Source organism: Nocardia brasiliensis ATCC 700358 (assembly GCF_000250675.2).
Taxonomy (GTDB): domain Bacteria; phylum Actinomycetota; class Actinomycetes; order Mycobacteriales; family Mycobacteriaceae; genus Nocardia; species Nocardia brasiliensis_B.
In genome coordinates this window covers 1,589,909-1,603,010 of the sequence record NC_018681.1, presented here as the reverse complement: position 1 = coordinate 1,603,010, position 13,102 = coordinate 1,589,909, and the positions used below count along the sequence as shown (strand labels likewise).

Annotated in this window: 14 protein-coding genes; 4 read left to right on the top strand and 10 right to left on the bottom strand. The window is 68.0% G+C overall.

The window, feature by feature from the left end; translation table 11 throughout:
* The first annotated feature begins 80 nt into the window (after positions 1 to 80).
* The gene (locus O3I_RS07115; RefSeq protein ID WP_014982223.1) at positions 81 to 1,490 is read left to right on the top strand and encodes an amidase; all 1,410 of its coding nucleotides are present in this window, start codon (positions 81 to 83) and stop codon (positions 1,488 to 1,490) included.
* Positions 1,491 to 1,493: 3 nt separating this feature from the next.
* Here O3I_RS07115 and O3I_RS07110 read toward each other — a convergent pair whose 3' ends face one another.
* The 5 genes from O3I_RS07110 to O3I_RS07090 all read right to left on the bottom strand — a co-directional run bounded on the left by O3I_RS07110 (position 1,494) and on the right by O3I_RS07090 (position 7,009).
* On the bottom strand, positions 1,494 to 2,513 hold the full coding sequence (locus O3I_RS07110) for a cation diffusion facilitator family transporter (protein ID WP_424769576.1): 1,020 nt from the start codon (positions 2,511 to 2,513) through the stop codon (positions 1,494 to 1,496).
* Positions 2,514 to 2,635: 122 nt separating this feature from the next.
* Complete coding sequence (locus tag O3I_RS07105; protein WP_424769566.1) at positions 2,636 to 3,688, bottom strand: alpha/beta hydrolase; 1,053 nt, start codon at positions 3,686 to 3,688, stop codon at positions 2,636 to 2,638.
* Between the two features lie 217 nt (positions 3,689 to 3,905).
* Positions 3,906 to 5,120, bottom strand: a complete 1,215-nt coding sequence (locus O3I_RS07100) for a sugar ABC transporter permease (RefSeq protein ID WP_041562460.1) — start codon at positions 5,118 to 5,120, stop codon at positions 3,906 to 3,908.
* Positions 5,121 to 5,192: 72 nt separating this feature from the next.
* Positions 5,193 to 5,930, bottom strand: coding sequence for an ATP-binding cassette domain-containing protein (locus O3I_RS07095; RefSeq protein WP_014982219.1), 738 nt, complete (start codon positions 5,928 to 5,930; stop codon positions 5,193 to 5,195).
* Positions 5,927 to 7,009 (bottom strand): sugar ABC transporter substrate-binding protein, encoded by a 1,083-nt coding sequence (locus tag O3I_RS07090; protein WP_014982218.1) that lies wholly within the window; start codon positions 7,007 to 7,009, stop codon positions 5,927 to 5,929. Before O3I_RS07090 ends, O3I_RS07095 begins: the two co-directional genes overlap by 4 nt.
* 168 nt (positions 7,010 to 7,177) lie before the next feature.
* Between O3I_RS07090 and O3I_RS07085 the strand changes: the two genes are divergently transcribed.
* Together O3I_RS07085 and O3I_RS07080 are read left to right on the top strand one after the other, a co-directional pair.
* Positions 7,178 to 8,353: an ROK family transcriptional regulator gene (locus tag O3I_RS07085; protein ID WP_041563473.1), complete on the top strand. Its 1,176-nt coding sequence runs from the start codon at positions 7,178 to 7,180 to the stop codon at positions 8,351 to 8,353.
* Positions 8,354 to 8,641: 288 nt separating this feature from the next.
* The gene (locus O3I_RS07080; protein ID WP_014982216.1) at positions 8,642 to 9,241 is read left to right on the top strand and encodes a DUF7691 family protein; all 600 of its coding nucleotides are present in this window, start codon (positions 8,642 to 8,644) and stop codon (positions 9,239 to 9,241) included.
* Between the two features lie 260 nt (positions 9,242 to 9,501).
* Here O3I_RS07080 and O3I_RS07075 read toward each other — a convergent pair whose 3' ends face one another.
* Positions 9,502 to 10,314, bottom strand: coding sequence for an NmrA family NAD(P)-binding protein (locus O3I_RS07075; RefSeq protein WP_014982215.1), 813 nt, complete (start codon positions 10,312 to 10,314; stop codon positions 9,502 to 9,504).
* Positions 10,311 to 10,724, bottom strand: a complete 414-nt coding sequence (locus O3I_RS07070; RefSeq protein WP_014982214.1) for a nuclear transport factor 2 family protein — start codon at positions 10,722 to 10,724, stop codon at positions 10,311 to 10,313. Before O3I_RS07070 ends, O3I_RS07075 begins: the two co-directional genes overlap by 4 nt.
* A 94-nt stretch (positions 10,725 to 10,818) precedes the next feature.
* Here O3I_RS07070 and O3I_RS07065 point away from each other — a divergent pair, with 94 nt between their 5' ends.
* Positions 10,819 to 11,358: a TetR/AcrR family transcriptional regulator gene (locus O3I_RS07065; protein ID WP_014982213.1), complete on the top strand. Its 540-nt coding sequence runs from the start codon at positions 10,819 to 10,821 to the stop codon at positions 11,356 to 11,358.
* A gap of 277 nt (positions 11,359 to 11,635) precedes the next feature.
* Here the strand turns inward: O3I_RS07065 and O3I_RS07060 are convergent, their stop codons facing one another.
* Genes O3I_RS07060 through O3I_RS07050 form a run of 3 tightly spaced genes read right to left on the bottom strand, consistent with a single transcriptional unit; the run spans position 11,636 to position 13,062 of the window.
* On the bottom strand, positions 11,636 to 12,223 hold the full coding sequence (locus O3I_RS07060; protein ID WP_014982212.1) for a hypothetical protein: 588 nt from the start codon (positions 12,221 to 12,223) through the stop codon (positions 11,636 to 11,638).
* Complete coding sequence (locus tag O3I_RS07055) at positions 12,213 to 12,497, bottom strand: hypothetical protein (RefSeq protein WP_014982211.1); 285 nt, start codon at positions 12,495 to 12,497, stop codon at positions 12,213 to 12,215. Before O3I_RS07055 ends, O3I_RS07060 begins: the two co-directional genes overlap by 11 nt.
* 34 nt (positions 12,498 to 12,531) lie before the next feature.
* Positions 12,532 to 13,062, bottom strand: coding sequence for a hypothetical protein (locus O3I_RS07050; protein ID WP_014982210.1), 531 nt, complete (start codon positions 13,060 to 13,062; stop codon positions 12,532 to 12,534).
* Between the last annotated feature and the right edge of the window lie 40 nt (positions 13,063 to 13,102).

Here is a 13,102-nt window from a genome sequence, read left to right as displayed (position 1 = left end):
CTGCTGTTCCACCGTAAGCGCCGGTCGTTGTGCCCCGAACAACCGCCTCCGGCGGCCCGATCGGCCGCTAAGTTCGAAATGTGACCGCTGACGCTCCGCCCACCCGTTTGCATTCCTTCACCGACGACGCGCTCGGTACGCATGACGCGGTCGCACTGGCCGAGCTGGTGCGGCGCGGCGAACGCAGCCCCGGCGAACTGGCCGAGGCAGCGGTGCGACGGGCCGAGCGGGTCGAAGAACTCGCGGCGGTCGCCTATGCGACGTATGCGCGACCGCTGGCCCCGCCTGAACAGGGCGGCCGCCTGTACGGCGTCCCCACGTTCATCAAGGACAACATCGATGTCGCGGGAATGCCGACCAACCACGGCAGCGCGGCTTTCCGCGCGCGGACCGCTCGCAAAGACGGCGACTACACCAGCCAATTCCGCAGCGCCGGAATGACGGTGCTCGGCAAGAGCGCACTGCCGGAGTTCGGCTTCAACGCGACCACCGAGCCGCCGTTCGCGCCGCCGACCCGAAACCCTTGGCACACCGGCTATTCGGTGGGCGGATCGTCCGGCGGCACGGCCGCCCTGGTCGCCGCCGGGGTGGTGCCGATCGCGCACGGCAACGACGGCGGCGGATCGATCCGCATTCCGGCGGCGTGCGCCGGGCTGGTCGGGCTGAAACCGAGTCGGGGACGGCATATCGACGCCCCGATGTCGCGGAAGCTGCCGGTCCGGATCGTCAGCGAGGGCGTGCTGACCCGAACCGTGCGCGACACCGCGGCGTATACCGCTGCGGCCGAAGAGTTTTGGCACAATCCCGCACTGCCGCCGATCGGCCGGGTCGAGGGGCCGGGGCCGAAGCCGCTGCGCATCGCGCTCATCCTCGAAGGCATCGGCGGACCGGTGCCGCCGGGCCCGATTCGCGACGCCGTCGAAAACGTCGCTACCACACTGGAATCGCACGGGCATCGGGTGGAGCCGGTCGCGCTGCCGTTCGATGCCGCGTTGGAGAACGCGTTCGTGCACTATTGGGGCCTGCTCGCCGCGGTGATCGCCTCGACCGGCAAACTCGCCGACCGCCGCTTCGATACGGGCAAGCTCGACGATCTGACGATCGGCCTGCGCCGCCTCTACCTTCGCGACGCATGGCGCACACCACTGACGCTGTATCGACTACGCGCGGCGGCCGCGACCTATCGGCGCGCCTTCGCCTCCTACGACGCGGCGCTGCTCCCCACCCTCGGACACGAAACTCCTGAACTCGGTTTCCTCAGTCCGACAGTGCCTTTCGATGTGCTGATCGAGCGCCTGCGCACCTATGTGGCCTTCACCCCGATCAACAACATCACCGGCACGCCCGCGATCACCGTGCCCGGCGGCTACACCGCCGCCGGGCTGCCCGTCGGTGTGCAGTTCGCGGGCACCATGGGCACCGAACGTACCCTGCTCGAACTCGCCTACCTCATCGAAGCCGAGCGACCGTTCCGGCGCTTGGACGCCTAGGCCCTAGTGGCGCGGGTGGGTTTCGCGGTGCACCGGGCCGTGCGCGTCGTCGCAGTGCTCCGCCAGCACCGGAAGCAGTCGTCCGGTGTCGGATGTCGCTGCCGCGGAGACCAACTGGGAGTGGTCGACCTGCAGGGTGGTGTGGGTGATCTCGTAGTCGTGGTCGAGTAGCCGCTCGATCTGCTGGCGCAGGCCGTGGCAGTCCGCGCCGGGCTGAACCAGGACATGCGCGGACAACGCCACATTGCCCGAGGTGATCTGCCAGACGTGCAGATCGTGCACCTCGTCGATGCCCGGCATCTCGACGAGCCTGCGGCCGAGTGCGTCGGGGTCCAGACCGGCGGGCGCGGCTTCGAGGAAGATGCGGCCGGACTCCTGGACCAGGCCCAGGCCCGCCTTGACCATGAGGGCGACGACGACCAGGGTGGCGATCGCGTCGGCGCGGGCGAAGCCGGTGAGCAGCACGACGACACCGGCCACCGCGGTCGCGATGAACCCGTACAGGTCGTTGAGCACATGCTGGAAGGCGCCCTCGACATTCAGGCTGGACCGGTTCGCCTTGCTGATCGCCCAGGCCGCGGCGATATTGACGGCGATGCCGAACAGCGCGGTGATCACGACCAGCCCACCGGTCACCTCCGGCGGCTCGAGCAGGCGCCGGATCGCCTCGTAGGTCAGCCAGCCCGCCAGCACCAGCAGCGTGATGCCGTTGGCCTGCGCGGACAGGATCTCGGCACGTTTGAAGCCGTAGGTGTATTTGCCGCGGGCCGGCCTGGCGGCCAGCCGAATCGCGGTCAGCGCCAGTACGATCGAGGCCGCGTCGGTGAGCATGTGCGCCGCGTCGGAGAGCAGGGCCAGCGAGTTCGCCAGCAAGCCGACGACGACCTCGATCATCATGAAGCCGCCGATCAACGCCAGCGCGAGCGTCAGCCAGCGGCGATCGGCATCACCGGACACCCCGTGGGAATGCGTGTGGCCGCCACTCCCATGGCCGTGTCCGTGCTCGTGTTCGTGTCCCATCAGCCGCCCGCCTCACCGCGATGTATGCGCATATCTGCATCGGTCGTACCCACCTTAGCCGACCCTATGCCGGCCGCGGCGTGCTACCTCGGATGACCTGGGTCACACGCCGCGGTCGGACTTCATCAGCTGTAGAGACCGCGGGCGAGCACCGGCCAGGACGCGATGAAGGCGTCCTGCCAGTAGCCCCACGAATGGGTACCGGTCAGGGTGAAGTCGAAGGTCGCGGGGATGCCCAGCTCGTTCAGCCGGTTCTGCAGATTCTGCGAGCACATCCGGATACCGGCCTCGATCGCGCCGCCGACCACCAGCTGATCGGCCCACTGCGGGACGCCGGGCTTGATCTGGAACGGTCCGTCGAGGGTGTCGTGCGGACCGGGCAGCCCGCTACCGCTGGAGACGAACAGGTTGACGCCGCGCAGCCGGTCCGCGTGCACCAGCGGATCGTTGGCCGCCCACAGCGGGTCGCCGGGCGGGCCCCACATGTTGTCGATCGTGCCGTGCCCGCGTTCCACCGTCATCTGCACGAAGGCCTGACCGATCGGGTCGCTGGTCTGCGCGCACCCGCTGTAGGAGGCGACGCTGCGATACAGCTCCGGGTTCGCCTCGGCCAGCGCGAGCACCGAGGTGCCCGCCATGGACAGACCCGCGATCGCGTTCACCTTGTTGGTGCCCAAGGCCGCGTCGATCAGCGGGGGCAGTTCCTCGGTGAGGTAGGTCTTCCATTTGTTCGGCCCGAGCACCGGGTCGTCCTTGATCCAGTCGGTGTAGTAGCTGAACTGCCCGCCGACCGGCTGGACCACGTTGACGTTCTTGTCCGCCAGGAAGTCGAGCACGTTGGTGCGCAGCTGCCAGCTGGCGTCGTCGACGCCGCCGCCCGCGCCGTTCAGCAGATACAGCGTCGGCCGCGGCTGGGAATCGTCGGCGGGGCGCTGGATGTCGACCGGGAAGGTCGCGCCCTGCATCGCGGTGGAACGCACCCAGATCCGGATGTTGCGTCTGTCGGGTTCCTCGACCCGCGCGATCACCGATCCGTCGGGCGCGGCGGGCGTGGACACCCAGTCGCGCGGCACGCTCGCCTGGGCGGGGGCACCGGCCGCGATACCGAGTCCGAGACACAGTGACGCCGCCAGTACTACTGCCCGAGCTCGAACCACCCAGGTCGATCTGCGATCCACGAACACACTCCCAAAACCCCGACCCACACGGCTCCGAACTCATGCACAACTCCCCCAGCGTGTCGGCCAGGTGTTCAGCGGTGTTACCCGATCGGGTTGTTCGATCGGACACAGTTGTTCGATCAACACAGAGGCCGGGCGAGGAACCGCCTGAACGCGTGACAACCCCTCCGCGTTCAGGCGCCCCTCCGGCGGGCGACCCAGTTTCGCCCGTGCTTCAGCGCGCTCCCTCGGCGCCGCGGCGGGCCACCGAGTCGATGGCGACGGAGACCGCGAGGACGGCGCCGGTGACCATGAAGCGCACCGAGGAGTCGACATTGAGCAGCAGCATGCCGTTGGTGATGGACTGGATGACGAGAATGCCGAGCAGCGCGGCATAGGCGCGCCCGCGACCACCGAACAGGCTGGTTCCGCCGATCACCGCGGCCGCGATGGCGTTGAGCAGGATGTCGCTGCCGCCGGAACTCTGGTTGACCGCGACCAGCCGGGACGCGGCCAGGATGCCGCCGAGGGTGGCCAGCACGGAACATCCGATGAACGCGGAGATCCGGATCCAGGTGACGTTGATGCCGGCGCGGCGCGCCGCCTCGGCATTGCCGCCGACGGCGTACATGCGCCTGCCGAAAACCGTTCTGCGCAAGATCAAGTCGAGGCCGAGGACCAGCCCGCCGAAGATCACCAGGGTCAGCGGTACGCCGCGATCGGAATTCAGCACCAGCACGGTGGCGCCCAGCAGGGCCGCGAGCGCGGCGGAGCGCAGCACGATCCACACCGGCGCCGAGGCGTCGAGTTCGGCGTGCACCCGCTGGTGCCGGGTGATCAGACTCGCCACGAGATGACCGCCCGCGAGCAGCACCACGAGAATCCAGCCGAGCAGCGGCGAGAGCCAGGTATCGCTGATCGTGGCGATGCCGCGATCGAACGGCAGGTTCACCGTGCCGTCCTTACCGAGCAGATACAGCATCAGCCCCTGCCAGCCGATCAACCCGGCCAGTGTGACCACGAACGACGGCATGCTCAACATCGTGCGCATCAGGCCGTGCAGCAGTCCGATGGCCGCGCCGACCGCCACCGCGGCAAGCACCGAGAAGATCGGATTCCAGCCGTGCTGCACGTACAGCAGCGTCATCACCACGGCGGTCAGGCCGCTGACCGAGCCCGCGGACAGGTCGATCTCGCCGAGCAGCAGCACCAGCACGATGCCGAGCGCGATGGTCCCGGTCGCCGCCATCTGCAACGCGAGGTTGGTGAGATTCTCCGCGGACAGGAAGTGCGCGTTGAGCCGGTAGAACACCGTGGCGATGATGACCAGCCCGATCGCCACCGGAACCGATCCGACTTCGCCGCGGCGCAGCCGATCCACTGCGGCGTCGATCAGCCCACGCCCCCGCTCTTCCTGTAACACAGGTCTTTTCATCACAGCTTCACTCATGACCTACCTCGCCGTCGCTCGGCTCGGTCATGTGCGATACCCGCTGTGACGTGATTCGCTCACTGCGTTCTTTCATGCGGCCGCTCCCGTGATCGCTGCCACGATATCCGCTTGAGTCGCCTTAGCGGTCTCGAACTCACCAGCATTGCGGCCCAGCCGCAGCACCACGACGCGGTCGCTGACCGAGCGCACGTCCACCAGATTGTGCGAAATCAGCAGCACCGCGAGCCCGCGCTCGCGCAGCCGGCCGATCAACGCGAGCACCTGCGCGGTCTGTTCGACGCCGAGCGCGGCGGTCGGCTCGTCCAGAATCACCATGCGCGGCCGCCCGAGCAGGGCCCGCGCGATGGCGACCGACTGACGCTGACCGCCGGACAGCGCGGAGACCGGCGCCCGCACGTCCTTGATCCGCACGTCCAGCGACGCGAGCAGATCACGTGCGCTGCGCTCCATTTCGATCTCGTCGAGCACCGAGCAGATCCGGGTCTCCGCGCCCAGATGCAGGTTGGCGACGACATCGAGGTTGTCGCACAGCGCGAGATCCTGGAACACCGTGGTGATGCCCAGCGCCTGCGCGTCCTGCGGGCGCGCGATCCGCACCGGCGCACCGGCGAAGACGATTTCGCCCGCATCGGCGACGGTCACCCCCGAAATCGCCTTCACCAGTGTCGATTTGCCCGCCCCGTTGTCGCCGACCAGCGCCACCACCTCACCGGCGCGCACCTCGAGATCCGCGCCCGCCAGCGCCTGCACCGCGCCATAGCGTTTGGTCAGGCCACGGGCCGAGAGAACCGCTGTGGGAGCTGTCATTTGATACCTGCGGCCTGGCATGCCGCCGCGACGTCGGGCGTGCAGATATCGGCGACGGAGTAGAGACCGTCCTTGACGATGGTGTCCTTGATGTTGTCCTTGCCCACCGCGATCGCATCGAGCAGGAAGGACGGGATATCGGTGGCGCCGTTGTTCGTCTTCGCGGGCGCCGTGGGCTTTTCGCCCTTGGTGAGCGCGACGGCGAGTTCGGCCGCCTTCTCCGCCTGGGCCCGATAGTCCAGGTAGATGGTCATCGTCTGCTCGCCCGTCAGAATCCGTTGCACGCCTGCCAATTCCGCGTCCTGACCGGTCAACGGGGGCAGGGTGGCGTAGCCGGCCCGCTTCAGCGCCGCGATCGCGCCACCCGCCATGCCGTCGTTGGCCGAGTACACGCCGACGATCGCGTCCTTGCCGAGGGCAGTGATCGCCTGTTCCATCTGCTGCTGCGCCTTGTCCGGCGACCAGTCCGGGGTGTCGAACTCCCGGCCCACCTTCACTTTTCCGTCCAGGGCCTCGTGCGCGCCCTTCTTGTAGTCGCCCGCGCTGGGGTCGGTCGGCGAGCCGTTGATCACCACGACCTGCCCCTTGTCGGTGGTGCCGCGCTTGCTCAGTTCGGCCAGCAGCGCGTCACCCTGCACCTTGCCGACCTTCACGTTGTCGAAGGACACGTAATAGTCGTAGGCGATGCCGGAGATCAACCGGTCGTAGGCGATCACCGGGATCTTCTTCTGCTGGGCGGTATTCACCTGCGGGGCAACGGCATCGGCGTTGACCGCGTCGAACACGATGACGTCGGCGCCCTGGGTGAGCGCGGACTCGAACTGACCCTGCTGCTTGGCCGCATCCTGGTCAGCGTTGAAGTAGAGCACCTTGCATTTGTCGCAGAGCTGCCTGACCTTCGCCTCGAACAGCGGGCGGTCGAAGGCCTCGTAGCGGGTGGTCTTGGATTCGGGCAGCAGCAGCGCGATCGTCGGGGTGTCGCCGCCCGATTTCGCGTCTTTGGCGCTGTCGCCGGAGCTACAGCCTGCCGCCAGGACGAGTGCGGCCGCCGCCGCGGTGAAGAGCTGAATTCGACGCATGAGGTCACCGTGCCGAGTGGAGTGAGAGCGCCCGGTTGAGCGTTGGTAAGAAAGGTAGTTTACTAACAACGAGGTGTCCAGTGGTGCGAGCAGGAGGATTCATGAGCGAGCGAATCGTGTCGCGGCGTGCCCGCGCGTGACGACGCCGAGCGCCGCCGAGGCGAAGTCATGAGCAGGGTGGGCAATCCCCAACTGCTCCGGACGATGAACGAACGGCTGCTGCTCGACTACCTGCGGGTCAGCGGGCCCGCCTCGCGCGGCGAGCTCGCCAAAGCCAGCGGACTGTCCAAACCTACCGTGTCGGCGGCACTTTCGGGCCTGGAACAGTCCGGGCTGGTACAGCTGGTCGGCTCGCTGAGCGGCCGGCCGGGACCGACCACCGCGCTGTACGACGTGAACGTGCGCGCCGGGGTGGTGGCCGGGGTCGATATCGGCCGGAACTGGATCCGGCTCGCCATCGCCGACCTGCGCGGGGATTTCATCGGACGTCGCGACGTGCGCAATTCCGCCCGCTCGGCCGCGGATCTGGTGCGCCGGGTGCGCAGCCTGGCCGACGAGGTCGCGGCCGACGCGGGGATCGACTGGGCCGCAGTGCATTACGCGGTGATCGGCAGCCCCGGTGTGCTGAATCCCAGCACCGGGCGACTCGACTACGCGCAGAATCTGCCCGGATGGGGCCGGGCCGGGTTGGTGGGGCAGCTGCGTGCCGCGCTCGAGGTCGAGTCGAGCATCGAGAACGACATCAACCTCGCGGCCGTCGGCGAATTGACCTTCGGCGCCGGGGCGGGCGTGCGCAATTTCGTGCTGATCTCGATCGGCACCGGTGTCGGCATGGGCATCGTGATCAACGGCGAACTCTACGTCGGCAACACCGGTGCGGCCGGTGAGGTCTCGTTCCTGCCCGCGACCGAGGTCGACGCTCCCCCGCTCGACGCCCGCGAACGCGGCATGACCGAAACCGTCGCCGCGGCAGGCGGTGTCGCGCGCGCGGCCGAACAAGCCGGTCTGCCTGGCACTTCCGCGAAAGAGATCTTCACCGCCGCCGCGGGCGGCGATGCCCGCGCGATCGCGGTGGTCGAATCCGAGGGCCGCCGCATCGGCGCGCTCATCACCGCGGTCGCCGCCATCCTCGATCCCGAACTCGTCGTGCTCAGCGGCGGTATCGGCAACAATCTCGAGCTGCTCGGCAGCGCGATCAGCCGCCGGATGAGCGAACTCGGTCCATTACGCCCCCGCATCGTCGCCAGCACCCTCGGCGACGACGGTGTCCTCACCGGCGCCGTGTCGCGGGCGCTCGCCGTCGCCCGCGACCGGCTCTTCGAAAGACGTTCCGCGGGCGCGTGATTCGTAATCGGCAAGGCGGAGCGTACATCCTGGGCCAGAATGCTATGCGGATTGGCCGCGCGATCGATCGCACGCCATCGGCGTCCACCTCCACCAGCGAATTCGGGCACCTCGTGGTGGCGTCCGCGCAGGAAATGACCTGGTTGCGCACGCCGGCGTCGGTGAGCGTGTCCGTGGCAAATTCGGGATGCGCCGATCTACCGGGGACTATAGGGTGCTGACGGCTAGGGGGCGGTCAGCACCGGTTGATGTGATGCGGGTCCCGGAACGCCGAGTGGAGGAGAATCGATGGGTACGCAGCTCACCATCTACAGTGTGAGCCTCGAGAACGTGCAGTTGTGGATTCGGCGGCCAGGACACGGAGTGCTGGAGGAGAGCCGCCGGCGAGCGATCGCCATGGACGCGCAGAACAGGGAGAACGGGTCGCCGTCCGTGGTGGAGGCCGTCGACGACATCTTCGGTGACCGCCCCAAGAACCCGGCTGCCGGGGACGCCTACGCCTGCGCGTGGCAGGACCTGATCGAGTACGGCGAGTCGACCCGCTTCGACCTCGGGCCACTGCGGCGGGGCGGACAGTTTCTGGAAGAAGCGAGTGCGGAGCTCGAGGCCGCCGGAGTGCCCCGGGAACTCACGCCATGGAGCTTCGTCTTCGACAACCCTTTCACCAGTACGCCCCAGGCCGACAATGGGCCGGTCGTCGGACATGTGGTGGCCCAACGAGTGCCGGAGTTGCGCGAGGTCTACGGCGCGGTCACCGTAGGGACGCAGACGGCCGCTCTGGTCAGCATCCTGCTCGAGGCTGCGGACGAGACTCTCCACTTCAACGCGTTCGCCCTGAGCTTCGATAACCCATGGCCGCTGCAGGATCTGGTCACCTTCTTTGGCTGAGTGGTAGAGCGCCCATGGCAGCACGTCACCTTGCCGCTGACGAATCAGGACCCCGCCACCGATGGGGTGTGGGCGTCGGCATCATATCCGCTTCTGCCGCTGGTCGCTCGGCTGACGGTTGAGATCCGCGGCGGCTCAGGGCATCCGCACATGCCGAGTTGAGTGCGTTGGGCTGGCTCGTTGTCCGGGGTAGATCGTTCCAGATGTGGCGTCGGCGTCTACGGCTCCGCGACAAGCTCGCCTCGGGGTCCAGCGCACTGTCAGTGATCGGCGAAGACGTCTTCGAGTGAGCGCGGTGGGCGGCCCGTGATGTCGGCAACGACCGTCGTCGTCCTGTCCTCGGCACCGGCCGCGATCGCCTCATCGAGTTGCGCGAGAAACCGGGCATACCGCCTCGGTATCCCGGCAGCGGCCAGACGCTCGGTTTGTTCCACGGCGGTCACAGCGCGGTGCCGTACCGTGCGGCCGGTGAGCCTGGAGGTGATCGCGGCAACATCGGCGTAGGTCAACGCCTGCGGACCGGTGATCAGGTGTGCCGTGTTGTGCGGTACGGGATCGGTCAGTGCGGCAACGGCCACGGCGGCGATGTCATCGACCGACACGAACCCGACCCGCCCGTCGCCGGTAGCCGTCACGATCTCGCCGTGGTCGCGAATCGAGTGCGCGTGGGCATGCTCACCGACGAAGTTCTCCATGAACCACGCGGGGCGTAGCACGGTCCATTCATCGAACAGCTCGGACAGCCGCGCGTGCACGACCCCGAGTCCGCTTTCGCCGGGCTCGACCGCCGATGTACTCAGCAGCACTGCTCGCCGCACACCCGAGCGGGCGGCGAGTTCGAGTGGTGGCACCATCACGTGTTCTGGTTCGGCGTCGCCGATCGGCGCGACCGCATACATCGCGTCGATGCCGGCGAGCGCGCCGTCGTGGGTGTGCGGGTCGTACCAGTCGAAGCGCACACGCTCGCCGTCACCGCGCCTGCTGGCTACGCGGGCGGGCACGCCACGCTGCGCGAGTCCGCGTGCGACCCGACTTCCTGTGGTGCCGGTGCCGCCGATCACCAAGACCGTCATGCCGTCCGGCCTCCGTACGTTGTGTCCTGGAACGCCAGTGCGTTCCAGTAGTCCCGATAGCGCGTGATCCGTCCGTCGAGGACGGTCATCACGACTATGTAGTGCGCCTGGTACGGGTTGCCGGTCGCGCGGAGGAAGCCCTCGGCGCTGAACTCCGCGACCACCACCTCGGGGCTCTGTGTCCGGTACACGGCGGTCGTCGTGAGCTTGCGGATGTCGAAGGTGTCCGGGTAGGCGGCCATGTATTCACCGAGAGCGGTACGCCCGTCGAGCCGCGTCGGACGCCCGGCAGGCGCGAACGGGAATTCGATGACCACGTCGTCGGCGAAGAGCTCGACGAACCCCGCGATGTCGCTGTCCCGCAACAGTTCGATGACCTCGTCGAAGACCTCGGCAGCATCACTGCGCATGGTTTCATCCTTCTGTTGTTCCGATCCGCTACCATACGGACCGTCAGTCCGATTACCGTAACGGACTGCTGGTCCGATTCGCAAGGAGGGTGCTGTGCGGGCTGATGCGGCGCGAAACCAGGAGGCGGTGCTGCACGCCGCGGGGCGGCTCTTCGACGCGGCGGCCGATCCCGCCACGGTGTCGATGGATCAGATCGCCGCTGCGGCAGGCGTCGGCAAGGGCACGCTGTTCCGCCGCTTCGGCGATCGCGCCGGACTGCTCAAGGCGCTCTACGAGCTACGCGCCGAGAGCATGCACGCGTCGCTACCACTCGACCGACGCGCGGACGAGCAGCCAGTCGAGGCAGTGCTCCGGCTGCTAAGCGTGATCCTGCGGTTCAAGCTCGACAATCGTGCGCTCGCCCGCGCGCTCGAAAGCCTCGGCGGCGGGAGCCCGTACGCGAACTCGGGCTACGACCGGTGGCATGCACTGCTGACTGAGCTCGTCGCCGAGGAGCGCGGCGACGACACGGCGGAATACCTCGCCCACGCGCTACTCGCCGCCGTGCGCAGCGACCTCGTCGAGCACCTCGGTGAGTGGCCGCCGGAGAAGCTGCAGGCGGGACTCACTGCGCTGGTTCGCGCGGTGCTGTGAGCAGTACGAGAAATGACACGGGCTCGATCGCGGCCCGTGTTGAAAGGTGCCGCTCCGGCGTCGACTCGACTTGGCTGACGGTGGGTTTCGGGTGCGGCGCACGGTCGTCACAGCGCTCGAAAACGGCCTGAACCTGCCCACCCCAGAGCACACGATCACCCGACATCCGAGGACGTGGATGGCTCGGTGAGGAGGGTGTCCGCACCAGCGGTCTCCCGGGAGCTCGCCGTCGCCCGTGACAGGTTCTTCGAAAGACGTTCTGCGGGCGCGTGATCCGCTATCGGTGATGAACGGCGGGACCGTAGGTCGGGCTCGGCTGGTCCGGGAAGACGGTGGGGCAGGCGCGGCGCATGCGGTCCATGGCAGTGTTGAGCGAGGTCAGGGCGGCGCTCACGGCATCGGCGGCCGGTTGAGCCTGCCGATCGGTGTCCAGCGCCGCGGCGAACTCGGCCAGCGCGGAACGCAGTCCGCCGCCTGCGGTGGCGACATCGCGATAGGTGCTGCTGATGAGGGGGGAACCCATGCGATCGACCGCTGGATGGATCGTCGCGGTGACTTGGTCGGACAATCGGATGCCCTGGGAGACACGGGCTTTCATGTCAGCGAGGTCGCCACGTTGCGCGGCGGGGCCGAGGCCGTTGAGCTGATCGGACAGCGCGCGGAAGGTGTCGCGCAAGCCCGCGACGGCCTGGCCGCCCGCCGCGCAATCCGCGGTGCCGGGATCGGCGACTTTGCGCTCCGTGGCGGCCGACCCGTGGTCGGAGCACGCAGCGAGCAGTCCCGCGACGAGCAGGAAGAGGACGGCGACGGCCGCCGCGCCGAGGAAGGTCGTCCCTCGACGCGACGGCCGCCGGCTACCCGGCATGAGTCAGCACCGTGAGGATCGCGTTCTGCACGGCAGGCACGAAGGCGAGCGTCGTGATCAACGCCAGCCCGAAACCGGTCTGCGCGTGCCGGTGCCGATTCCACCACCCGATCGGGGCGGTCCGGGGCCGGGTGTTCCACTCGACACCGGCGGCCGCGGTGGCCTCGTTCTGCTCGTAGTAGCCGAACGTGACCGGTGCGGATCGCACGTCGAGCAGACCACCGAGGGCGTCGGTGGTGAGCCCGCCGGAGCCGATGTTTCGCGAATCGAACATGGTGCCGACCTCTTTCCGCTACTCGTCGCTGTGCTCACGCGTCGATGCTGGTGCTCCACGGGCGCATCAGCTCGTCATAGACGTCCTGGGTGAATTCCCCTTGCCCGACAAGGTCGCTCAGCACCGCCGCGGTCACCGCCTGACCGACCACGGTCACCACGCCGATCGAGCCGAACGACTCGAGCAGGCCGGTCAGATCGCCCGGGCCCGCCGCCGCATTCGGCGCGACCGCTTGACCCGCGATCATTCCGGCGACCTGGACGTTGCGCGAGCGGCCGAACGCCTTCGCCGTGGCGGTGGCGATATTGATCGGCATACCCGGCGCGGCGGCGTTCGTGCCCTGGCCGAGTCCGGCCAGCAGACCGGCCAAGCCGCCTTCCAGGCCGAGACCGGTGCCATTGGACAGCGACGAAACCTTGTCCTGCACCATCTGTTTCGCGGCCGCGTTGAGTTTCTCGCGTTCGGCCACGGTCAACTGGCCGGACCGTTCGATGATGCGGACGGCGTCCTGCCAGCGCGGGCCATAAAGGTACTCCAGGTGCAGGGTCTCCGTTGTGTGCGTCATGTCTGACTCTCCTTGTGCTGAATGCGTTGGGACAATGCAG